Source organism: Nonomuraea sp. NPDC051191, from assembly GCF_044455665.1.
Lineage (GTDB): Bacteria > Actinomycetota > Actinomycetes > Streptosporangiales > Streptosporangiaceae > Nonomuraea.
Genome location: NZ_JBITEZ010000004.1, coordinates 570,152 through 592,648, shown reverse-complemented (window position 1 = coordinate 592,648; position 22,497 = coordinate 570,152). Strand labels below are relative to the sequence as shown.

The 22,497-nt window shown below is 70.6% G+C and carries 23 protein-coding genes; 10 read left to right on the top strand and 13 right to left on the bottom strand.

Annotated features, from left to right (window positions below; genetic code table 11):
* Positions 1-187 precede the first annotated feature (187 nt).
* Positions 188-2,035 carry a DEAD/DEAH box helicase gene (locus ACIA8R_RS14540; RefSeq protein ID WP_397038621.1) on the top strand — a complete coding sequence of 616 codons (1,848 nt, stop codon included), beginning with the start codon at positions 188-190 and terminating at the stop codon, positions 2,033-2,035.
* Positions 2,036-2,109: 74 nt separating this feature from the next.
* On the opposite strand, the gene ACIA8R_RS14535 is transcribed toward ACIA8R_RS14540, so the two are convergent.
* Complete coding sequence (locus ACIA8R_RS14535) at positions 2,110-2,676, bottom strand: GNAT family N-acetyltransferase (protein ID WP_364098791.1); 567 nt, start codon at positions 2,674-2,676, stop codon at positions 2,110-2,112.
* A gap of 82 nt (positions 2,677-2,758) precedes the next feature.
* Here ACIA8R_RS14535 and ACIA8R_RS14530 point away from each other — a divergent pair, with 82 nt between their 5' ends.
* Positions 2,759-3,649 carry an alpha/beta hydrolase gene (locus tag ACIA8R_RS14530; protein ID WP_364098788.1) on the top strand — a complete coding sequence of 297 codons (891 nt, stop codon included), beginning with the start codon at positions 2,759-2,761 and terminating at the stop codon, positions 3,647-3,649.
* A gap of 13 nt (positions 3,650-3,662) precedes the next feature.
* The gene (locus ACIA8R_RS14525; RefSeq protein ID WP_397038618.1) at positions 3,663-4,625 is read left to right on the top strand and encodes an oxygenase MpaB family protein; all 963 of its coding nucleotides are present in this window, start codon (positions 3,663-3,665) and stop codon (positions 4,623-4,625) included.
* Here ACIA8R_RS14525 and ACIA8R_RS14520 read toward each other — a convergent pair.
* From ACIA8R_RS14520 to ACIA8R_RS14505, 4 genes are all read right to left on the bottom strand, one after another.
* Positions 4,577-5,500 carry a RecB family exonuclease gene (locus ACIA8R_RS14520; RefSeq protein WP_397038616.1) on the bottom strand — a complete coding sequence of 308 codons (924 nt, stop codon included), beginning with the start codon at positions 5,498-5,500 and terminating at the stop codon, positions 4,577-4,579. The genes ACIA8R_RS14525 and ACIA8R_RS14520 overlap by 49 nt on opposite strands.
* On the bottom strand, positions 5,501-6,220 hold the full coding sequence (locus ACIA8R_RS14515; protein WP_397038614.1) for an MBL fold metallo-hydrolase: 720 nt from the start codon (positions 6,218-6,220) through the stop codon (positions 5,501-5,503). It lies immediately after the preceding gene.
* Between the two features lie 11 nt (positions 6,221-6,231).
* A complete protein-coding gene (locus ACIA8R_RS14510; RefSeq protein ID WP_357704315.1) occupies positions 6,232-6,846 on the bottom strand; it encodes a MarC family protein in 615 nt (204 codons plus the stop codon).
* A 110-nt stretch (positions 6,847-6,956) separates the two neighbouring features.
* Positions 6,957-7,583, bottom strand: coding sequence for a DUF6758 family protein (locus ACIA8R_RS14505; RefSeq protein WP_357704313.1), 627 nt, complete (start codon positions 7,581-7,583; stop codon positions 6,957-6,959).
* 74 nt (positions 7,584-7,657) lie between these two features.
* On the opposite strand from ACIA8R_RS14505, the gene ACIA8R_RS14500 reads away from it, so the two are divergent.
* Complete coding sequence (locus ACIA8R_RS14500) at positions 7,658-8,059, top strand: NUDIX hydrolase (protein ID WP_357704311.1); 402 nt, start codon at positions 7,658-7,660, stop codon at positions 8,057-8,059.
* Here the strand turns inward: ACIA8R_RS14500 and ACIA8R_RS14495 are convergent.
* Positions 8,043-10,832 (bottom strand): hypothetical protein, encoded by a 2,790-nt coding sequence (locus tag ACIA8R_RS14495; RefSeq protein ID WP_397038611.1) that lies wholly within the window; start codon positions 10,830-10,832, stop codon positions 8,043-8,045. The genes ACIA8R_RS14500 and ACIA8R_RS14495 overlap by 17 nt on opposite strands.
* Positions 10,833-11,275: 443 nt before the next feature.
* Positions 11,276-12,202 (bottom strand): lysostaphin resistance A-like protein, encoded by a 927-nt coding sequence (locus ACIA8R_RS14490; RefSeq protein ID WP_397038609.1) that lies wholly within the window; start codon positions 12,200-12,202, stop codon positions 11,276-11,278.
* A 181-nt stretch (positions 12,203-12,383) separates the two neighbouring features.
* Here ACIA8R_RS14490 and ACIA8R_RS14485 point away from each other — a divergent pair, with 181 nt between their 5' ends.
* Positions 12,384-13,070, top strand: a complete 687-nt coding sequence (locus tag ACIA8R_RS14485; RefSeq protein WP_397038607.1) for a hypothetical protein — start codon at positions 12,384-12,386, stop codon at positions 13,068-13,070.
* A complete protein-coding gene (locus tag ACIA8R_RS14480; protein WP_364098764.1) occupies positions 13,067-13,612 on the top strand; it encodes a DUF6529 family protein in 546 nt (181 codons plus the stop codon). Before ACIA8R_RS14485 ends, ACIA8R_RS14480 begins: the two co-directional genes overlap by 4 nt.
* Here the strand turns inward: ACIA8R_RS14480 and ACIA8R_RS14475 are convergent.
* The 5 genes from ACIA8R_RS14475 to ACIA8R_RS14455 are packed head-to-tail and all read right to left on the bottom strand — an operon-like array spanning position 13,602 to position 16,780.
* A complete protein-coding gene (locus ACIA8R_RS14475) occupies positions 13,602-14,534 on the bottom strand; it encodes a CoA ester lyase (protein WP_357704301.1) in 933 nt (310 codons plus the stop codon). The genes ACIA8R_RS14480 and ACIA8R_RS14475 overlap by 11 nt on opposite strands.
* A gap of 60 nt (positions 14,535-14,594) precedes the next feature.
* A complete protein-coding gene (locus ACIA8R_RS14470; RefSeq protein ID WP_357704334.1) occupies positions 14,595-15,191 on the bottom strand; it encodes a sulfite oxidase-like oxidoreductase in 597 nt (198 codons plus the stop codon).
* Between the two features lie 2 nt (positions 15,192-15,193).
* Positions 15,194-15,463, bottom strand: coding sequence for a DUF6510 family protein (locus tag ACIA8R_RS14465; RefSeq protein WP_364098760.1), 270 nt, complete (start codon positions 15,461-15,463; stop codon positions 15,194-15,196).
* 10 nt (positions 15,464-15,473) lie between these two features.
* Positions 15,474-16,199, bottom strand: a complete 726-nt coding sequence (locus ACIA8R_RS14460) for a ferredoxin reductase (RefSeq protein WP_357704297.1) — start codon at positions 16,197-16,199, stop codon at positions 15,474-15,476.
* On the bottom strand, positions 16,169-16,780 hold the full coding sequence (locus ACIA8R_RS14455) for a molybdopterin-dependent oxidoreductase (RefSeq protein ID WP_397038604.1): 612 nt from the start codon (positions 16,778-16,780) through the stop codon (positions 16,169-16,171). The genes ACIA8R_RS14460 and ACIA8R_RS14455 overlap by 31 nt, the downstream gene beginning before the upstream one ends.
* Positions 16,781-16,940: 160 nt before the next feature.
* Between ACIA8R_RS14455 and ACIA8R_RS14450 the strand changes: the two genes are divergently transcribed.
* From ACIA8R_RS14450 to ACIA8R_RS14435, 4 genes are all read left to right on the top strand, one after another.
* A complete protein-coding gene (locus ACIA8R_RS14450) occupies positions 16,941-18,215 on the top strand; it encodes a DUF3696 domain-containing protein (RefSeq protein ID WP_364098754.1) in 1,275 nt (424 codons plus the stop codon).
* Entirely contained in the window at positions 18,205-19,170 is a 966-nt protein-coding gene (locus tag ACIA8R_RS14445; protein ID WP_364098751.1) for a hypothetical protein, read from the top strand. The genes ACIA8R_RS14450 and ACIA8R_RS14445 overlap by 11 nt, the downstream gene beginning before the upstream one ends.
* Before the next feature lie 9 nt (positions 19,171-19,179).
* Complete coding sequence (locus ACIA8R_RS14440; protein ID WP_397038601.1) at positions 19,180-20,913, top strand: DUF262 domain-containing protein; 1,734 nt, start codon at positions 19,180-19,182, stop codon at positions 20,911-20,913.
* Positions 20,914-21,075: 162 nt separating this feature from the next.
* Entirely contained in the window at positions 21,076-21,444 is a 369-nt protein-coding gene (locus tag ACIA8R_RS14435; RefSeq protein ID WP_357704288.1) for a hypothetical protein, read from the top strand.
* A 16-nt stretch (positions 21,445-21,460) separates the two neighbouring features.
* Here the strand turns inward: ACIA8R_RS14435 and ACIA8R_RS14430 are convergent, their stop codons facing one another.
* Positions 21,461-22,411: an EamA family transporter gene (locus ACIA8R_RS14430; protein ID WP_397038599.1), complete on the bottom strand. Its 951-nt coding sequence runs from the start codon at positions 22,409-22,411 to the stop codon at positions 21,461-21,463.
* Positions 22,412-22,497: the final 86 nt, after the last annotated feature.

Genomic DNA, 22,497 nt, shown 5'->3' with positions numbered 1-22,497 from the left:
GGGCTGGCTCTACCGCGAGGACCCACGTAACGGGGGCTGTTTTTCCGCCCGTCGGTCCCGGCAGGCCCGCCTTCATTTGAGACTGAGGCAGGCCACGCTGACGACTTTCCGAGACCTCGGAGTCACACCAGAAATCGCCGATGCCCTCGAGACCGAGGGTATCGTCACACCGTTCCCCATCCAGGAGATGGCGCTACCGCTCGCCCTGAGCGGCCAGGACCTCATCGGCCAGGCGCGCACGGGTACGGGCAAGACCTACGCGTTCGGCATCGCGATGCTCCAGAGCATCGGCAAGCCGCGCAAGAACCGCAAGAAGCCCCGCGGGCTGGTCGTCGTGCCGACCCGTGAGCTGGCCGTCCAGGTCAGCGAAGACCTGGTCACCGCGGCCGGCAAGCTCGGCTCGCGGGTCCTGACCGTCTACGGCGGCCGGGCGTACGAGCCGCAGATCGAGGCGCTCAAGGCCGGGGTCGACGTCATCGTCGGCACCCCGGGCCGTCTGCTCGACCTGGTCAAGCAGAAGCACCTCGACCTCAGCCAGGTCACGTCCCTCGTGCTCGACGAGGCCGACCGGATGATGGACCTGGGCTTCATGCCCGACATCGAGCGGATCTTCAAGCTGATCCCCGCGGAGCGGCAGACGATGTTGTTCTCGGCCACCATGCCGGGCGAGATCGTCTCGCTGTCCCGCAAATACCTCAACCGTCCCACCCACGTACGCGCGGAGATGGAGAGCGGCGAGGGCGAGGCCACCCCGCAGGTGCGTCAGATCGTCTGGCGCGCCCACCGGATGGACAAGATCGAGATCGTCGCCCGGCTGCTCCAGGCCGAGGGCCGCGGGCTCACCATGGTCTTCTGCGAGACCAAGCGGGCCTGCGACATGGTCGCCGAGCAGCTCGACACGCGTGGTTTCGCGGTCGCGGCCGTCCACGGCGACCTCGGTCAGGGCCAGCGCGAGCAGGCGCTGCGGGCCTTCCGGGCGGGCAAGATCGACGTGCTGGTGGCCACCGACGTGGCGGCCCGCGGCATCGACATCGACGACGTCACCCACGTGGTCAACTACGACTGCCCCTCCGACGACAAGACCTACGTGCACCGCATCGGCCGTACCGGCCGGGCCGGGCGCACGGGCATCTCGGTCACCTTCGTGGAGTGGGAGGAGCTGACCCGCTGGAAGATGATCAACCAGATGCTCGGCCTCGACTTCGCCGAGCCGGAGGAGACCTACTCCACCTCACCGCACGTCTACACCGAGCTGAACATCCCCGCGGGCACCAAGGGCGTCCTGCCGCACGCCAGCCGTTCGCGCGCGGGGCTGTCGGCCGAGCGCATCGAGGACCTCGGTGAGACCGGCCGGGCCCGGACCCGCGGCGGCAACCGCCGTCGCGAGGAGCGGGAAGAGCGCGAGGAGCGCCCGGCCCGCGCCACGCGCCAGCGTCGCCGCACCCGCGGCGGCAGAGAGCTGGCCGAAACCGCACCCGAGACGCCGGAGGTCGAGATCGTGGCCGCCAAGACGGAGGAGACTCCCGCCATCTTCACGCCCGACGAGGTCCAGGCCGCAGAGCCGAAGCGCACGCGCGTCCGCAGCAGGGGGGCCGCGTCGTCGGCCATCGAGCAGGCGCTGACCGAGACGCCGGAGACCCCGGCGAAGCGGACCCGCTCCCGCAGGGCCGACCAGGCCGAGGCCCCCGACACGCGTTCCCGCGAGAAGGCCGCCGAGGCGCCCTCCAGGCGCCGTGCGGCCGAGGCCGCGCCCGAGCCGGTCGCCGAGCCGGTCGTGGAGCCGGTCGTGGAGCCGGTGAGGGCGCCGGTCGTGGAGTCCGTGCCGGAGCCCAGCTTCCTGGCCACGCCTCCGCCGCCGGTCCGCCAGGAGCCGGAGCGGATCATCCCGCCGAGCCCGTTCGCGGTGATCTTCCAGTCGCCCGACCTGGCCACGGACGACGACGACATCGCGCCGTCCGCGGCGACCGAGCGCAAGCAGCAGCGCCGCCAGTCCCGTGGCGGTGGCGGCGGCGGCAACCGCCGCCGCGCCGGCTAGCGACAACATCGAGAAGGCGCGCGTCCCGTTCGCGGGGCGCGCGCCTTCTCGTCTGTACGGATGGTTGTACGGGCCTATGCCAGGCCCAGCCGCATGACCGGACGCGTCGGCGACCGGCGTCCGGTCTCCTTGAAGCCGGCGTCCTCGAAGAGCGAGAGCCAGCCGTGGTAGAGCTCACTGGCCTGGAGGCTCCTGCCGGAGTCCGTGGGGTATCCCTCGACCGCCCGCGCCCCCTGCTCGGCCGCGTACGAGACCGCGCCGGCCAGCAGGGCGGCGGTGACCCCCTGGCCGCGTCCGGCGCGGGTCACGTAGAAGCAGGTCACCGACCACACACCGGTCTCCTCCGGGTCGGCGGGCTTGGTGACGGGCGAGCGGACGAGCCGTACGTGCTCCTCACGCGGCCCCACGGCGCACCAGCCGACAGGTGTGCCCTCCAGGTAGGCCAGGACCCCTGGAGCCGCCCCAGGGCCCTCCACGAGCCCCTGGAGGCGGTCACGGCGCTCAGCGGCCTCCATGGCCCGGAATTGCGCCCCGCCCACCCTGAACCACATGCACCAGCAGTCGGCGCAGGCACCACGCGGCCCGAAGACGGTGAGCACGTCCGCCCACGAGGTCGCCGGGCGGACATCGAGATCACGCATAGCTCACAACTCCCCAGAACTCGCATCAGCGTAGTCCGTTTGCCGGTGTCGAGGCGCTGACCTCTGGGTATTGTTGCCCCACGTGAGTACGCCGCGATTCCTCGACCTGCCGCCCGGTGTGACGCCGCAGAAGCTCGAAACGCCCCAGGGTGCGTTCGCGGCTCTGGAGGCGCTTCCGGTCAGCGGAGTGGTCGAGCGCTGGCCCGCCCTCCTGGTCCCCGGCCTGACCGGCAGCAAGGAGGACTTCATCGCGGTCCTGATGACCCTGGCGCAGTCCGGCCGCCGGGTGGTGGCCGTCGACCTGCGCGGCCAGTACGAGACCCCGGGCCCCGACGACCCCGCCGCCTACACCTGCGCCGCCCTGGGGGCCGACGTCGACCTGCTCGCCCAGGCCATCGGCGGCGGCGACCCCGTCCACCTGGTGGGCCACTCCTTCGGCGGACTGGTCGCGCGCGAGGCCGTGATCGACGGGCGCACCCGGTTCGCCTCGTTCACGCTGATGAGCTCCGGCCCCGCGGCCATCGAGGGCAGGCGGGCGCGCAACGGCCGGGAGATCATGGAGGAGATCCCGTCCCAGGGGCTCGAACACCTCTGGCACCACCGGATGGAGCCCGAGGCGCTGGCCGCCGACGTCTCCGACGAGATCATGGCGTTCCTGCGCAAGCGGCTGCTGACCAACTCCCCCACGGGCCTGGCCCAGATGGCCGAGCAGGTCCTGCACATGCACGACCGCACCGACGAGCTGCGTCAGATCGAGATCCCCACCCTGGTCCTCTACGGCGAGCACGACGACGGCTGGTCGCCCGAGACCCAGTCGGAGACGGCCGCCCGGCTCGGCGCCGAGTGCGTGGTCGTACCCGGCGCGGTCCACTCCCCCGCCGTCGAGGCGCCGGAGACGACGGCCGCGGCGCTGGTCAGGTTCTGGAACGCGGCCGAGAAGCACTATTTGGACACAAGGTCCAATGTGATGTAATCATGCACCTGCTATGACGGACGAACTCGTCGTCCAGGCGCCTCGGAGCGCGACCTGGCAGGTGCATCTCGACCGCTCGATGTGGGTGGGCGGCGTACGCGGCCTCATGTTGCAGGCGTTGCATCCCCTGGCCATGCTCGGCGTCTGGCAGAACTCCAACTTCCAGGACGACCCGTTCGGCCGCCTGCGACGCACCGCCGACTTCGTGGGCCGGGTGACGTTCGGCAGCCCGGCGGAGGCCGACGAGATCGGCCGGCGGGTGCGCGGCATCCACAGGGCGCTGCGCATCACCGATCCGCTCACCGGGCGCACGCACCGGGTCGACGATCCCGAGCTGCTGCTGTGGGTCCACTGCGCGGAGGTGTCGTCGTACCTGGAGGTGGCCAGGCGCGGCGGGCTCGGGCTGAACGAGCGGCAGGCCGACCGCTACCTGCGCGAGCAGCGCAGGAGCGCCTCCTACGTCGGGCTGCACCCGGAGGACGTCCCCGGCTCGTGCGCCGAGATGGACGCCTACTTCAAGCAGGTCCGGCCCGCCCTGCGGGTCACCGAGGAGGCGGCGGCGACCGTGCGGTTCCTGCTGTGGCCCCGGCTGCCGAAGGAGCTGCGCAGGTTGTCGCCGGGCAAACCGGCCTACTTCCCCTTCGGCGCGCTCTGCTACTACACGCTCCCCGAATGGGCCCGCCGCATGTACGGCGTCCTGCCCGAGGTGCCCCCGGCGGCGGTCAGCGCGGCGCTGAGGGCCTTCCGGCTGGGCATGAACGCGCTGCCCGAGCCGGTGCACGACCGGGCGTTCATGCCGTCCACGCGGGCGATGCTGGCCGGCGCGCGGGCCCGGCTCGGCGCGGCCGGCTACGACGTGAGCAAGGGGCTCAAGGGCCTGACCGACCCCCGCCGCTGGCCGGCGACGGGGACGGACGTTCCCGGGGGTCAGTCGGCGAGGCCGTCCCAGGGATTGCGGTCGGATCCGGCGGTCTGACCCTCGGGGCAGTGGCGGCGGAAGTCGCACCACGAGCAGATCGGGCCAGGGCTGGGCGCGAACACCGTGTCGAGCTCGGCGGGAACCCGGGCCGGGCCGACGACGGGACGCTCTCCAGCCCCCCGCCCGGCCGCCGAGGCGGGCCGCTTGGCCGAGGTGGGGGCGCCCATGACGGCGCGGTAGCGGTCGTCGGCGGCGGCGGCCTCGACCCCGATCTCCTCGGCGCGGCGCAGGTGCCGGCCCAGCGACTCGTCGGTGTGGCGCCACTCGACGACCTCGCCGGTGGGCAGGTGGTGCAGCTCGACCGCCCGGCACGGCGTGCGCATCATCGTGGAGGCCGCGATCGCGTACGTGGCCAGGGCGAGGGACGAGCGGGCGTCGTCCTGGGTCAGCGGGCGGCGGCCGGTCTTGTAGTCGACCACGACCAGCTCGTCGCCGCGCCGGTCGAGCCGGTCGATGCGCCCGGACAGCGCGATCACCTTGGTACGGGTGGCGACCGTGCGCTCGACGCCGACCGGGTCGTCGGCCGGATCTAAGGTCGTGACATATCCGGACACGAGGTCGCGGGCCCGGCTCAGCCACTCCCCCGACTGCTCGGCGTCCCTGAAGCCCTCGGTGATCCACCCGTTCGTGAGCAGGACGGCGGCCGTCAGCGGCGTGCGCCGCTCGTACGGCTCACGCCACCACGCCGCCAGCGCGTTGTGCACGCTGGCGCCGACGCTGTTGTGCGCCCAGGCGGGCCCCTTGGAGGGCTGCGGCCGGTCCAGGTAGGTGAACCGGTAGCGGCGGCGGCAGTCGAGCCAGGTGTTCAACCGCGACGGCGTGCACGCGTAGAGCCGCCGCGGCATCCCGTCCAGCGGAAGCTGGTCGTACACCTATTCGTCGCCGGGGCCGAGCTTGATGCCGGAGATCCTGGTGCCGTCGGTCAGCGGGCCCTCGTCGTCGCGGGCGGCGGCCGGGTCGCGGGTCAGCGAGCCCGACACCCAGTCGTCGAAGTGCGGCTCAAGGTCGCCGACGGTGACCTCGTCGCCGTGGTTGGCCAGCACCCGCGTGTCGGCCGGGAGCGTGAACAGCCGGCCGCCGATCGAGGTGAGCTGGTCGGCCAGCGCCGGGTATTCTCCGCCGAGCTTGCCCGGCCCGTCGGCCTGCAGGGCCTTGCCGGTGAAGACGGCCCCGAGCGCCTCGCAGTAGAGCGAGATGCCGCCGGGCGAGACCCCGGGCGTCTCCATGACGTCGAGCTGGACGTCGGCGACGCCGAAGACGCCGTCGTCCTCCATGTCGATGTCGGGCCAGGTCTCCCGCCAGGTCTCCCGCCACAGCGGCTTGTCCTTGGGGTGCAGGGCGACGACCGCCTCGTCTCTGCTGGCCACCTCGATGGCCGCGCCGACGTGGTCGGGCAGGCCCGCGGTGCAGATGACGGCCAGCACCTCACGCTCGCCCACCTGCTCGAGGATCTTCTCGGCGTCACGCGCCGCGTCGATGACGATGACTTCGTCGTCGTCACCGATGATCCAGGTGTTGTTCTCGACCTTGTGCTCGGTGCCGTCGATGTCGACGACGCCCTCGGTCACCACTCGCTCGATACGCGCTGTCACGCTTCCGAACTTTAGCCCGTCTGCATGAGAGCGCGAATCGCGTTGATGATGAGTTGCACCGCGAGCGCCGAGAGCAGCAGGCCGGCGATCCTGGTGACCAGCTCCACGCCGTTCTCCTTGATGACCCGGATGATGCTGACCGAGAAGCGCATGAACAGCCACAGCAGGATGTGCACGGCCGCGATGGCCAGCATCAGCGCGGCCAGCCCGTCGGCGCGTCCCTCGGCCTGCTGGGCGAAGACGATGGTCGCCACGATCGCGCCTGGCCCGGCCAGCAGCGGCGTGCCGAGCGGGACCAGGGCCACGTTCACGTTCGAGCGCACGGTGTCGGTACGCGGCTCGGCCGCGCCGCGCAGCAGTTCCAGGGCCACCAGCAGGAGCAGCAGCCCGCCCGCGATCTGCATGGCGGGCACCTCGACGTGCAGGTACGACAGGATGGCCCGTCCGAACACCGCGAACACCACCACCAGGCAGAACGCCGTCACCGCGGCCTGCCAGGCGATGCGCCTGCGCTCGGCGGGGGTGCGGCCGAAGGTATAGGCGAGGAAGAGCGGGATCACGCCCGGCGGGTCCATGATCACGAACATCGTCACGAACGCCTCGACGAAGAACCTGACCCCGGACACCGCTCCCCCAACCGGCCGCCCGGGGGAGGCGATCCTTGTGCTCAGCCCTGCACTCAGCCCTGCGCTCGACTCTGTGCTCCAGACCGTGCTCAGCCCTGCACTGCGCCCGCTCAGTCTTCCAGCCGCGGCGAGAAGCCGCCGAACGGCACCTCGAAGTCGCGGTCGCGGGCGTCCTGGAGGGACAGCTCGGCCATCGCGATCATGCAGCCGGCCTCGGCGGGCCAGGCGATGGTCCACAACCAGTTGCCGAGCGCCTCACCGGCGTAGACGGCGCGGTCGTCGATGCCGCCCAGGCACCACATCGCCGTGGGATGCCCCATCACCTCGATCTTGGCGTTGGGCGGCCCGGAGTCGAACCCCTCACCGGGATCGGGCCCGTCGAGCCCCGCGAACGTCGCGCCGAGCCCCACGCCCGGCTCCTCGGCGATGACCAGCAGGTCGGCCGGCCCCTCGATCGGCGAGGGCCCGCTGAGCGCGACGACGCTGGCCCGCGAGCCGGTACGTTCGTCGCCGGCCTCACCGAACCCGGTCACCGTCCAGCCGGGCGGCAATGGCCAGGGCAGCCACACGGGCACCACCGAGCGTTTCCGCATGGCCTCCAGCGATTCGCCCGTAGGCGCTCTCGGAGGCTGGTACGGCAGGACATCGCCGTGTGTGTCGCAATGGAACACACCGGACAGGCCGCTCGACCCGTGAAGCGGGCCGAAGCACCTTGGACAGGTAGGAGCCGCTCTCACAGCTACCCACGGTGCTTCCTCCGGCACGGCCGCGTCAAGACCGGCATCTGTTATCCCGTCGTAATCTTGGCCATGTGCGCGTAAATTGTGTCGGCGCGATCATTTTCGACGCCTCTGACCGGCTTCTTCTCGTCCGGCGCGGCCGTCCGCCGGGCAAGGGCCTGTGGTCGCTGCCCGGCGGGCGGCTGGAGCCCGGCGAGACCGACGCGGAGGGCGTGCGCCGCGAGGTCATGGAGGAGACCGGGCTGCGCGTCGCGGTGGGCCGCCTGGCGGGCGCGGTGGAGCGTCCCGGGCCGGGCGGCGTCACGTACGTGATCCGCGACTACCTGGCCACCTCGGACGGCGGCGTGCCCGTCGCCGGTGACGACGCCGCCGACGTGCGGTGGTGCGCCCCCGGTGAGCTGGCGCTGCTCCCGCTCACCGAAGGGCTGCTCGGCTGCCTGACCGACTGGGACGTGCTCACCGGTCCACGGTGAGGCTGGAGGTCCACAGGATCAGGTGGTCGGTGTCGTACGTCGTGGACCTGCCGAGCGCCACCACCTCCGTGCCGCTGACCGCCACCGCCGTCAGGGCCTGCATGCCGGGGCCGGCGAGCCGGTCCCTGGTCAGGGACATGCGGTTCCACGACAGGCCGTCCTGGGACACCCAGGCCGCGCTGTCGCCCTCACCAGGCGTGCCGTGCCAGCCGACCGCCACCAGGCCCTGGTCGGCCGCGGCCAGGTCGTGCACCGCCGCCGCCTGGTCGGCGGGCAGCCACGCCGTCGTCCAGCTCTCGCCGTCGTCGTCGGACACGGCGGAGAAGGCGCGGCGTGAGCCGTTCGTCACGGCCGTACCGATGGCGACGAGCTTGTCGTGGTACGTCGTGACCTGCCGCAGCCCGGCCGACGTGGCGTCCGGCGGGGTGAGGCGCTTGCGGGCGGTCCAGTTCACGCCGTCGTCGGAGAACCAGACCACGCTGCTCTCCCGGTCGCCGGATCCGGACCCGCCGACCGCGACGTACCCGCCCTGGGTCGCGATCACGTCGTGGACGCGTACGCCCGAGCCGCCCTGGGGCAGCTTCTTGGACCGGGTGAACTTGCGCAGGTCGGGCGTGAACCACATGGCGGCGGCCGCCGAGCCCGCCTGGTCGTGGGACTCGCCGGCCAGCACGTAGCCCTTCTTGCCCGCCGCGACGGCGTGGGTGTCCAGGTAGGGCTGGTCGCGGTCGCGGGCCAGGTCGCCGGAGACCGGCACGCGCCGCCAGGTCTCGCCGTCCTCGGAGGTGACGAGCAGGGGATCGGTGACGGCCAGGTTCGTCTGGGTGCTGCCGGCCGCCAGCCAGCCGCGCCCGCCGTGGGCGACGTCCTCCAGGATCTGCCTGCCGGGGCCGCCGAGGCTCATCGACTTCCAGCGCTGCCAGTTCCTGATCGTCCACAGGCCGGCGTCGCCCGAGGCGGAGCCGACCGCGACGTACCGGCCGCCGGCGGCGGCCAGCCTGGTGGTCTCGCGCGAGACCCTGGTCAGCCCCTCCACCTGGCCGAGCTGGACGCGGGAGGCGGCGCCGCGCGGCGGCGCGGTCATCAGCACGAGCTGGTTGTCGACATCGGAGGCGGCCTGGTCGCCGCCGGCGAACAGGGTTCCGCCGTCGGAGATCGTGAACCCGCGCAGCGTGGCGCCCGACAGGTCGCCGAGGTCGGCCCGCTTGGCCCAACCGCGCCCGTCGGCGCTGGTCAGGACCGAGTACTTGCCCAAGGTGGCCTGGTAGATCGCGGCCACGCCGGACCGGTAGGAGACCAGCGACTCCACCCCCGGGCTCTCGCCGCTCAGGCCGCCGATGGAACCGCATTGCGACCACTGGGCGCCGGTGGGCGAGCAGTAGACGCGGACGTCGCCGTCGACCGTACGCTGCCTGGTCGGCACCAGGACGAACCGTTCGGGCAGCACGGCCACCGTGCCCGTACGCGGCTCGGCCTCGGGGAGCTGGAAGCCGGTCGCCTGCCACCGGCCGCCGCCGTCGGAGGAGCGCAGCACCCGCGAGCCGCCCCCGTCGGCCGGGCGGCCGACGGCCACGACCGTGTCGCCCTTGGCGACGACCGCCCTGAGCTCCTGGACGTCCAGCCCCCTGGTCTCCACACGCTCCCAGGACCGGCCGTCGGACGAGCGCCAGGCCGCCGGGCCGGGGCCGCCCTCGCCCGCCGTGGCGCCGACGGCGACGAAGCCCGAGGCCGTCCTGGCGATGTCGTGGACCTGGTCGCCGGGCCGGAACGCGGCCATGCCGGCCGGGTCGACGGTCGTCCAGCTGAAGCCGTCGGTGCTGGTCCACAGGCCGCGCTCGCCGGACGGGCCGTCGCCGCCGCTGGCCAGCCACCGTCCGTCGCCGCCGACCACGCGCTGGACGGTGGGCGTGGAGGCGCCGCTCACCTGGCCGAGCTGCCAGTGCCGGCCCGCGTCGGGCGAGAACAGGAAGAGCGGGCGCGGGGTCGGGCTGGTGGTGTCGCTGCCGACCGCGACCACCGCGCGGCCGACGGAGACCAGGTCGTTGAGCTTCTGGTCGGTGCCGACGCCGGCGGCGGGGACGGTGAAGAGGTCGTCCCCCGAACGGCCGGTGCCGGCCTCCAGGCGCAGCCCTGTGGGGTCGGTGTCGCTCCAGCGCCATACGAGCACCCCGGCGGCCACCAGGAGCGCCAGGGCCATGGTGAGGGCGATCGGGGCCGCTCTGCTGCCCCGGTGCACGGGGCTGGACCTGCGTACGGCGGCGGGGGCAGGGCCTCTGTGGTGCCTGCCGCCGGCCCCGCCGGGACGCGGCGGGCCGGTGGCGACCAGGAGGTCGGGTCTGGTGGGACGCCCGCCGGGAGGGCGGCCGACCCGCCTGACCTCGGGATCGTCCTGCCCGGCCACGTCGGATGCGGGTTCGGGGACCTCGGACTGCGGAGCTGGCTCTTCCGCAGCGGGTTCGGGGGCCTCGTCGGCGGGGAGCGGCAGGTGGTACGGCGGCTCGCGGTGGGGTCTGACGGGGGCGGTGCTCTCCCCCGGCTCCTCGGCGGGCGGCTCCTCGGCGGGCGGCTCCTCGGCGGGCGGGGACGGCGGCTCGGCGGGCGGCTCCTGGCGCGGCGGACCGCCGGCGACGAGCTTGTCCGGGCGGTTGACCACGCGCCGAGGACGGCGGCGCGGCTCGACCTCGGGCTCGGCCGTCGGCGAGCTGTAGGGCCTGCGCCCCTTGGGCGGCTCCTGCGGGGATTCCTCCGGGATCGGGGACGCGAACGGCGGCATGCCCCAAGGGGAGGTCAGGGGTAAGCCCCGGGCCCGATCGTCGGTGGGACCGGGCGGGGAGTGGCGGATCCTGGGCTCCTCGGCAGAGGGGGGCTCCGAGGCGTCCTCAGGACGCGGGTCGTCGTCGTCCGGCGGTCGCCGTGGCGGATCGCTGGGGCCGGAGGCCACGCGCCGCACCTCCTAGTCGAACTCGTCGTACAGGTGGAACCCGTCTAATCGGACCTGGTCAACCGGGTTGCGCGGGAGAAACGGTGAGTGGACGGGCCGTTTGTGGCGGACCGTTCCACAAATCCTGTCCCACCTTATGCGCCTATTTTCTACCCAGTCCCACCAAAACGATCACCTCCGTGACACCCTCGCCTGGCCCACAGGAACCAGACCAGCATGCCTGAGCCGGATTGGCGAGACCTCTCTAGCGAGATTTCCCGCACCTCTCGCCTGATTTATCCAGAAATAGCACTGACTGACCGCTTTTTGGATATATACAACACACCAATCGCATACACCCCGAGCTGCACCACCGTTCCCGACAACGCCTGCCACGGGATCGCCGTCTTGCCCTGGTCCAGCGCGTCCTGGAGGCTGCCCGAGGCGGCGCTGAGCCCGAAGGCCAGCATGTTGTTGATCACGTGCAGGGCGATCGGCGCCTCCAGCCCCCCGGTCCGTACGGCCAGCCAGCCCATCACCGCCCCGAAGGCGAACACGTCGAGCAGCCCCACCCACGAATAACCGTGCAGGGACGCGAACAACAACGACCCGAGAACGATCGCCCACACCGGATTCCGCACGTGCACCCCGACCGCCTGGACGAACCAGCCGCGGAAGATGTACTCCTCGGTCGCCGCCTGGAACGGCACCAGCAGCACGATCACCACGAGGGCAGGCAGGAACCGCCCCCAGCCGACCCAGCCGAACAGGTCGGAGTACTCCTCGCCGGACAACGACAGGGCCGTGACCTGCGCGATCTGCCCCAGCACCAGGGCGAGCACGGCCAGGCCGAGACAGCGCAGCAGCCACGACCAGCGCAGCCGTCCCGCGACCGACGACAACGTGCCCGGCCGGCGGCGCTGGACGAGCGCGGCCGTACCGAAGACGAGGGGCAGCACGGCCGCGATCGACAGCAGCACCATGACCAGCCCGAACACCGGATCGCCGAAGATCTGCCCGGGGTCGGTCGGCACGGGCAGGCCGAGGATCCACTCGATCGCCTTGCCCACGAGCAGCACGCCGGTGCCGATGACGAAGAACCCGAGGCCGACGACGATCGTGCCGACGACGGCCCGCCACGGCTCGTTCGCCGGAGTGCGGGCGAGATGGTCGTAACGCGCACCCTGCGGCGTCGGCAGGAACCAGGACCGCTGGTGCGGCACGGGCGGCGGCGCATAAGGATAGACGGGCGGCCCAGGCGGCTGACTGCCATATGGCGAATTCGGTCCAGGGTTCTCCTGCATCCATACATTCTGTCTGCCGGGTGAGCATTAGTTCACAGACGGCTCACCTCTTTGGGCGGATGCTCGGATTCATACGGCATTCCGACCCTGGGAGCAGTCCATGTCAAGGCTGGGACCTTTCATCACCCTGGCGGCGGGCGCAGTCCTCGCCGCGGGGCTGGGTGTCGCCAGCATCACCGCGACACCGGCGCCCGACACCGCAGCCGCCGCCGCGCCGACCCCGCCCCCGCCCCCGCCCCTCAGCTCGTCCCCGACTTCGTCGCCGTCGCCCTCGCGGACGGAGGCCGAGAAGATCCCCAAGGCCGACTACGGCGGGTACGTCAAGGGCAACGGCGGCCTGATAGCGATCTCCGTCCGCGACGGCACGGCCGTCGGCTACTTCTGCGACGGCAAGGCCGAAGCCTGGTTCAAGGGCGGCGAGGCCGGCGGCAGGGTCGTGCTGAAGGGCCCGGGCACGGCCCGCGTGACGGCCACGCTCGGCGGCGGACGGGCCAGGGGCAGCCTGACCGTCGGCGGCGCCAGGTGGAGCTTCAGCGCGCCCGCGGTGGTCCGGCCGTCCGGGCTGTACCGGGCGACCGCGCAGGTCAGAGGTGCCAGGCTGCGGGCCGGCTGGATCCGCGTCCCGCGTCCGGGCGGCGGCTACGACCAGGTCGGCGCCGCGTTCGTGGGCCAGGACCAGGTGCGGATCCCCCCGCTGGACGCCGGGCGGCCGACCACCCCCGTGACCGTCGCCGGCGCCACGGTCCGTCCGCAGGACGTCGACGACTTCATCGAGGAGATGCAATGACCGCCATCCAGCAGCCGTCGCACCGCACGGCCGCCGTGCTCCTGGTCCCGCTGCTGGCCGGCGGCCTGGTGGCGGTGGCGCTCGGCGTCTACGGCCGGGCGCACACGCCCACCGGGTTCGCGGTCGGCCCGGCCGGGTTCTCCGGCGCGCTGCCGATGAAGGCGTGGCTGACGACGGGGGCGTTCGCGCTGGCGGTCGTCCAGGTGGTCTCGGCGCTGTCGATGTGGGGCAGGCTCGGCGTCGAGATCCCGGCCGGCGTCCACCGCTGGTCGGGGCGGCTCGCGTTCCTCCTGACGATCCCCGTCGCCTTCCACTGCCTGTACGCCCTGGGCCTCCAGTACGACGTGCCGCGCGTGCTGGCCCACTCGCTGCTCGGCTGCTTCTTCTACGGCCTGTTCACGGCGAAGATGCTGGCGCTGCCCAGGCGCGGCGCACCGGGCTGGACGCTGCCCGTGCTCGGCGGCCTGGCGTTCACGGCGCTGATCGGGCTCTGGCTGACCTCGTCGTTCTGGTTCTTCACGGCGGTCGGCGTCAAGGTGTGAACGACTTCGTCCTGCTCAGACCGGCCGCCCGGCCCTTGGCGGCCACGACGAGCGCCATCTTGCGGGACGCCTCGTCGATCATCTCGTCGCCCAGCATGACCGCGCCGCGCCGCTCCACGGTGGTGTAGTGCTCGTACGCCTCCAGGATCAGCTCGGCGTGGTCGTAGTCCTCCTGGCTGGGCGAGAACACCTCGTTGGCCGCCTCCACCTGCAAGGGGTGCAGCACCCACTTGCCGTCGAACCCGAGGGCGGCGGCCCGGCGGGCGACCCTCCGGTAGCCCTCGACGTCCTTGATCTGGAGGTAGGGGCCGTCGATCACCTGGAGGTCGTGCATCCTGGCGGCCATCAGCAGGCGCATGAGGATGTAGTGGTAGGCGTCGCCCTCGTCGTAGCCGGGCGGCTGCTCGCCGACCACGAGGGTGCGCATGTTGATCGAGGCCATGAAGTCGGCCGGCCCGAACACCAGAGCCTCCAGCCTTCTGGACGACCCGGCGATGGCGTCGACGTTGACCAGGCCGCGGGCGTTCTCGATCTGGGCCTCGATGCCGATGCGGCCGACCTCGTAGCCCATCGACCGCTCGATCTGGGTCAGCAGGGTGTCGAGCCAGACGACCTCGGTCGGGTCCTGGACCTTGGGCAGGATCAGGCAGTCGAGGAACTCCCCCGCGCCCTCCACGACCTCGATGACGTCCCGGTACGTCCACATCGTGGTGAGGTCGTTGACCCTGACCACGCGGGTCTTGCCGGTCCAGTCGCCCTCGCGCAGCGCGGTCACGACGTTCTTGCGGGCCTCGTCCTTGGCCAGGGGCGCGACGGAGTCCTCAAGGTCGAGGAAGACCTCGTCGGCGGGCAGGGTCTGGGCCTTCTCCAGGAAGCGGGGGTTGCTGCCCGGCACGGAGAGCACGGAACGACGTGAGCGCATGCGCCCACGCTAACGGCTGCGGGGGCGCCTCCGGCAGGCGTCCCCCGTCTATGGGGACGATCAGCTGTTCCAGTAGCGCTGCTCGCGCCACGGGTCGCCGTAGTTGTGGTAGCCGGCCCGTTCCCAGAAGCCGGGCCGGTCGCGGTCGAGCAGGCGCAGGCCCTTCACCCACTTGGCGGACTTCCAGAAGTACAGGTGCGGGACCAGCAGGCGGGCCGGGCCGCCGTGCTCGGCGGGCAGCGGGTCGCCGTCGAAGGTGTGGGCGATCCACGCCTTTCCGTCGCGCAGGTCCGCCAGCGGCAGGTTGGTGGTGTAGCCGCCGTGGCAGTACGCCTCCGCGAATTCCGCCCCGGTGTCCACGTCGTCGAGCAGGACGTCGAGCGACACGCCCTGCCAGTCGGTGTCGAACTTCGACCAGCCGGTGACGCAGTGGATGTCGGTGTGCGGGGCGCTCTGGGGCAGGTCCAGCAGCTCGTCCCAGGTCCAGGTGCGTTCCCGGCCGGCCTCGGTGACCAGGGTGAACGTCCAGTCCGCGGTGTCGAGGCGGGGCGTCGGGCCCGCCGACAGGACGGGGAAGCCGGTCGTGAGGTACTGGCCGGGCGGCAGCCGGTCGTCGTGCCCGCCACGCCCCTTGAAGCCCTTGGAGACGACGGCCACGGTCACCGCCCTCCCTGCACGGACGTCTCCAGCATGCTCAGGCCCGGCATCGCGGCCATCATCCGGCCCGGCGCCTCCACCAGGGTCATGAGCACGTTGTCGCAGTTCGGGCAGCGCAGCACGGTGCCGGGGGCGGGGCCGTACACGGTGGCCTCCCCCAGCGGGCCGTTCATGCCGCACTGCGCGCAGACGCCCTGGGCCGCCGTCATGTCCCGGCCGAAGAACTGGGCCAGCGGGCCTGCCGCCGCGTTGCCGTCCACGGGTTGTTGCATGGTGTCTCTCCTAGCCGTACCGCTCGGTGCGGACGTCGGTGGGCGGGTAGCCCAGGGCGGTGAGGATCTCGGCGACGTGCTCGACGAACGCGGTCGGGCCGCAGACGTAGGCCAGCGGCTCGTGCGCGGGCGGCCAGGCCAGCCGGGCCAGTTGCGAGCGGTCCACGCGGCCCACGGGCTCGGGCCAGTCCGTCGGGGCCGAGCGGGTGTAGACGAAGCTCACCTCGCCGTCGGCGGACTCCAGCTCGTCGCGGTAGATCACCTGGCCGGGGTCGCGCACGGAGTAGATCAGCCGTACCGGGGTGCCGTCGCCCAGCCGGGCGCGGTGACGCAGCATCGAGCGCAGCGGCACCACGCCGGACCCGCCCGCGACCAGCAGCAGCGGCCGCCGGTCCGGCGCCGGCTCCCACACGAAGTAGCCGCCGATCGGGCCGCGCACCTCCACCTGGTCACCGGCCTCGGCCACGTCCACCAGGTACGGCGACACCTCGCCGCCCGCCACCCTGGCCACGGTGAGCGCGGGCCGCTCGCCAGGCGCGCCGGCCAGCGAGTACGCCCGGGTCGCCTGGTAGCCGTCGTCGGCCGTCAGCCGCACGTCCACGTGCTGACCGGCGCGGTGTCCCGGCCAGCCGGGCACGTCGAGCAGCAGCGTACGCGTCTGGTCGGTCTCCGGGACGACCTCGGCGATCGTGGCCGGCTGCCAGGTCAGTCGTCGTAGTACCGCTGTTCCCGCCATGGATCCCCGAAGTTGTGATAGCCGGACCGCTCCCAGAAGCCGGGGCGGTCCTCGTCCATGAGCCACAGCTCGTGGATCCACTTGGCGCTCTTCCACAGGTAGTGGGCGGGCACCAGCATCCGTACCGGGCCGCCGTGCTCGGGCGGGATCGGCGCGCCCTCGTAGGCGTAGACCAGCCACGCCCTGCCGTCCACGATCTCCTCGACCGGCAGGTTGGTCGCGTAGCCGCCGTAGCTGACGGCCAGCGCGTACCCCGCCGCCCGGTCGGCCCCGGTCAGCAGCCGGTCGAGGGACACGCCCGTCCAGGTGGTGTCGAGCTTGCTCCAGTGGGTGACGCAGTGGATGTCCACGGTGAACTGCTCGGCGGGCAGCGACAGCAGGTCCGTCCACGTCCAGGTGGGCTCGCCCGCGCCGCCCCTGACGGTGAACGACCACCGCTCGGTCCGGATGTGCTGCGTCGCCCCCGCCGTGAGCACCGGGAACCCCTCCGCCAGATACTGCCCCGGCGGCACCCGCCCGGCCAGCTCCGGCCGCGGCCGCCGGAAGTGCTTTCCGGCGAAGCCGCGCGAGACGATCCCCATGAATATGGTTCTCCCCGTCCCGGCGTCCACCGGAGACCATGAAAAGGCAGCGAGTATGCCAAGGGTCGACTACGGAAGGCGCCGATCGCACTGTCAGCACAGAAGGGCGGACTCGTGAAGAATGCCGCGTCCGCAACTCTGTTCAGGCTAAGGTTGCGCCATGGCCCTGCTGCGCATGGCGGTCGAGAACTATCGTTGCTTCAAGGAGCGGCAGGAAATCGACCTCGCTCCCATCACGGTGGTACTTGGCAAAAACAATTCCGGCAAAAGCGCGATAACACGTCTCCCACTCCTGCTTCAGACCGGAATTCACACCACCTCGTCTCTCCCTCTTGACCTTGACGCCCTCGGCGACGATCCGCCCGACTATCTGGACCTGGTCCATGGCCGTAACGTGCACCGCGCTCTACGTCTGGAGTTCGTGGCCGGTCGGGCGAAGAGGTCGGTCGAGGTGAAGGCGAAGATCCAGAACATTGCGGAGCGGCAGATCCAGTTCGTCAGCGAACTGGACGTCGTCGACGGACGCCATCACCTGCGGTTGGAGTGGCTCGCCAGCGACCCTGGCCAGTCCTACGTGATGACCCTGGACAACGAGCCGTCGGTGGAGGTGGCGGTGGAATGGCGTGGCCTCGTCCCGGTCCTGACAAGTGCCCCCGACCCGAACCGTCCCTCAGGACACTGGTTCAACGACCTCAGGTACGACGTTCCTCGGTGTTTCGACGGCATCCGGTATCTGAGCGCCTACAGGCAGCGTCCCTCCCGGTTGACGCGCCTGCCGTCACGACACGCCGACGATGTCGGCTCAGCGGGTGAGCACGCGGCCGGCATGCTGGTGAACGACCACGTTCGCGGCGACCGCGTACTCCTTGATCAGGTCAATCGTCTGATCGGGGACAACCTGGAGGGCTGGCGGCTGGAGATCGAGCCACAGGGGCGCCTCTACTCGATCAATCTCCGCTCCCTGGCCACTCCGGATCTCAGTGTCAATCTTCTCGACTCAGGCACCGGGGTCGCACAGGTCTTGCCGCTGCTCGTACAGCGGGCGTACGAGATGGTCCACAAGGAAGCAGGCCAGCGGCGGACTCTTCATGTGATCGAGGAGCCCGAACTCCACCTGCACCCAGCCTTCCACGCACTCCTGGCGGACCTTTTCATCGCGGGCGCCCGGCAGGGCACGGGCGGTCTTCTCATCGAGACCCACAGCGAGACCATGTTGCTCAGGCTGCGTCGCCGCATCGCGGAAGGACAGATATCGCCACGCGACGTGGCGGTGTACTTCGTGCACCACGGGGCGGGGTCCTCTAGGGTGCGGCGCATTGAGATCGATGACTTCGGCAATCTGGACTATTGGCCTGCGGGAGTCTTCTCCGAGGATTTCGAGGAGACGAAGAAGCTGGCCGAGGCGCAGTTCACCCGCGGGAACAATGAAGATTGAGCTGACCAGCGAGGCGTTCACGGACGAGGCCTTCGAGCTGATCATCGAGCTGATGCGGCATTTCATCGAGAGCCGCCATGACTGGGTGGTCGCGCCGGAGCAGCTCGGCCACGTCAATGCCTATTTCCGGCAGTACGCGCCGAAGAAGGCCCAGGCATACGCGCTCATGGCAGAGAAGGGCATGGTCAGCCAGGCCTGGGCCGGCAGTACGGCCAGCCCCTCCCGAACCGTGCGCATCAGCGGTGAGAGTCTTTCCGATCACGTTTCGGACCTCGGTAGACCGGCACGGTTCGTCGTGGAGAACCAAGAGGGTGACAGGGCGTTCATTCTGGCCCTCGCCTACGTCTTCGGCACCGATGAGATCGTCAAGGCTTGGACGAAGAACTGGTTGGAGTTCGTCCAAGGGGGCGGCAGCGGCGAGGTGCCCAAGGTCGTCAAGACCGAAGGCGAAGCCTTTCGCCGCGTCAAGCGCGTGGCTTTCCTGCTGGACAGCGACCGGTTGACGCCCGAAGAGCCTTCCAGGCATCAGGGCGCGCTGGCGAGGCTGGCCGAGTTAGGGGTGACGGGGCACATTCTGCGCTTCCGCGAGGCCGAGAACTACCTGCCCAACGGAGTCTTAGCCGCTGTTCGCGCCTCCCAGCCGGAACTCACAGCCAAGATCGACTGTTTGAAGGCCCTGTCCGTCGAGCAGCGAGGATACTTCGACTTCAAGAACGGCTTCTGGGACCGGAGGCTGGAATGTGCGCGCGTGCCCGAGGTTCAGGCGGAACTCTTCCACTCACTGCCCGACCGCGTGCGGGTGGGCCTGCGACACGGCTTCGGCGAAGGACTTACGCTGATCCTCGAGCAGGAGGCCAAGGCGGGCAAGCTCAAGAGGTCTGATTTCGACGCCCTCGGCCCCGACGTGTGCGAGGAACTGCAATCGCTGCTCGCACTGGTACGGGACATCATCTAGGAACGAGACATGGTTGGCAGGCAAGACGAACACGGACTGGACGGCCCCCCGGAGTACCCGGCGGCCACCGACGAGATCGGCGTACGCCCCGACGTCAATCTGCTGGAGACCCTCCTCGACCACGTCCGCAAGGGCGAACTACGCATTCCCAAATTCCAGCGCCCCTTCGTCTGGCGGCCCGACCAGATGCTCGACCTGTTCGACAGCATCGAACGTGGCTATCCCATCGGCAGCATGTTGCTCTGGGAAACGTCGGCGGAACTGGAGAGCCTCAGCATAGTCGGCGACTTGATGATTCCTGATGTGTCACCGGGCAGGAGCGTCACGTACATCCTCGACGGCCACCAGCGCCTGTCCACGCTGTACGCGACTCTTTACAGGCATGACACGGCGTACTCGAGCGATTCGGGCGACTGGATCTGGCACGTCTATCGGGTGCTCGGTCAGGGCGACAGCCGGATCAACCGGTACGTGCATTGGAAGAAGCCGGGGCCGCCGCCGGCGAACTACCTCCCTGTTCGTTCGGTGCTCAGAACCCTTGACTTTCTCGCCTACGCTCGCGACCTGGCCAAGAGCATCGGCGACGGCGCCTATTTCGACGAGTTGATCGAGGAAGCCGAGCAGGTCGCCCAGCGCATCAAGTCGTACAAGGTGTCGGTGGTGACGCTTCTGGGTGGAAGCCTCGCTCAGGCAGTCGAGGTCTTCTCACGGGTCAACAGCAAGGGCCAGTCCATGAGCCCTGACCAAATGGTGTCGGCTCTGACCTACAAGGGGCAAGGCGAGGAGAGTCTGGCCAACAGCATCGCAGCCATCCTCGACGGCGTCGCGGCCGAAGGTTTCGGCGAGATCAACTCGACCATCGGCTTCCGTGCGCTGCTGGCCGTCGCCGGCGAGGAAGAGGTGACCGGCGCGCATTGGGATGTCCTGGCGAGGCGCATGGAAGGAAAGGTCTCGCAGGCGGTCCAGGACACCGACGTGGCGTTGTCCCGGGCGGTGGAATTTCTTCGCGGCGACATCGGGGTTCCGCTCGCTCGGCTGATTCCGTACAACAACCAGCTGATGTTGCTCACTCTCTTTTTCCATCTGCGCCCCGATCCGTCCGACGAACAGATCGAGGTGCTCATCAGGTGGTTCTGGATCACCTCGTGGGCGGGGCACTTCGCGAGCGTGAACTCGACGACCAGCAGACAGTCCATCCAGGACATGCGCGCGTTCGCCACCGGACGAAAAAGGCTCCGTGACTTCGAGGGCGGGCAGGGCATGTTCGACTTCGCCGATCAAAGGGCCCGGCCGTATCCGGAGAGATTCGACCTACGCAGTGCGCGAGTGCGCGCCTATCTCCTCTGGGAGCTGAAGGAGTTCCCTCTGCGGAAGTCCACGGACGGGCAGTCCTATCAAGTTGTGGACACGATCCGTCGCCTCGACACGGCGGCATTTCGCAGGGTCTCCGGCAAGACCGGATTGGCCAACGGCTCGAATCCGGCGAACCGTGTGATCCTCGAGGTCGACTCCGGTGTCACGGCACGGGCCTATCTTCTGAGCATGCTCGATGTGTCATCGTCCGAGCACGGCGACCTCGGCGTGTCGCAGGAGGCGTACGCACGGCTGTCGGCCGGCGACGACGACGCCTTCATCGACCTTCGTGCGGCCGAGCTGGCCCGTCGCGAACGGTCGTTCATCGATTCCATCGGCGCCGTGCCACCGCCCGCGTTCGCGGCCGACGCCGAGATCGACACCGAATGACGGGCGTGTCGGCCCGACGGTTCCAGCCGTGAATGCCTGAACGTTTCGGGTCCGGCCCAGCAGGCTCGCGAAACCCCAAGGTCGCGGGCTGACGATGGGCCGGTCCCGACCGTCAACGCATGCACTTCCGCCACGTACGCCTGCGAGGGTTACAGTCTGAGCGTGAGCGACGACATCGCGGCCATTGAGGAGGGCGCCAAGAAGTCCGGCATCCTCTGGCTCACCCTCGACCGCCCGCGCCTGGCCTGGCACGCCTGGCACGACGGCGCCATCTACCTCGTGACCGGCGGCGGCGAGCAGGACCTGCCGGGGCTCGGCGCGCTGGACCGGGTGCGCGTGACGCTGCGCAGCAAGGACAACGGCGCGCGGCTGGTGGAGTTCGACGCGGCGGTCTCGGTGGTCGATCAGGCCGCGGCGGCCGACGCCGTGGCGGTGCTGGCCAAGGAGCGGCTCAACGCCCCCGACAGCGAGCACCTGCCCGAGCGCTGGGCCCGCGACTCCACCGTCCTGCGCCTCACCCCGGAACGCTGACCCGGGAACGCCGGGTTCAGACCTGGGCGGTGACCTCGACGGGCCGGTCCGGGACGGGGTCGGGCTGGGCGCCCGCGGTGGCCGTCTGGGCCAGCAGCGCGCCACTGAGCACGATCAGCCCGCCGACGATCTGGAACACCCCCAGCGTCTCGCCGACCAGCGCCCACGCGACCACCGCGCCGCCGATGACCTCCAGCGAGGCGACCGTCGCGCCCACCGCCGCCGACAGCCGCTTCACCATGTTCATGCTCAGGATGTACGCCAGCGCCGTCGCCACCAGCACCAGCCACAGGTACGCCCCCAGCACCGGCAGCGTCGTGCCGCCCTGCGGGGCGACGGAGAGGGTGAAGGCCTCCCAGGGGATGTTCCAGGGCTGCGCGAACGGGACCAGCACGACGGCCGAGCCGATCATGCCCCAGGTGACCAGGCCGAGCAGGTCGATGTCGGGGCCCATGCTGTCGCCCATCAGGAAGTACCCGGCGCAGCACGCCCCGGCCAGCAGCCCGAGGAGCAGGCCGAACGCGTCCAGCCGCATGCCCTGCCACGCCTCGACGACGATCGCCAGGCCGGCGAACGCGATCACCGCGCCCACGTACGCGGCCTTGGCCAGGCGGACCTTGCGGACGAGCCTGACCCAGGCCACCACCATCACCGGGGCCATGAACTCCAGCAGCAGCGCGATCCCCACCGGCAGCCGGGTGATCGCGACGAAGTAGAGCGACTGCACGCCCGCCACGGCCATCACGATGTACAGCCCGAGGAACGGCAGCCGGGCGCGCGGGATGCGCAGCGCCCGCGGCTTGACCACCACGAGCACCGCGACCAGCAGCAGCCCGGCGCCCGCCATCCGCGTCCAGACGGCCTCGACCGGCGCCAGCCCGGCGGTGATGAGGTACTTGGCCATCGGCCCGGAGAACGCGAAACAACACGACGACACGAATGCCAGTGCGAGCCCCGTCAGCCTCATGGTTCACCTCTACGTGCAGTAATCAGCGTTAAATGCGTTTGATACTGACATGCCAGGCAACCGGGGCGCAACGGCGTCTCACTGTT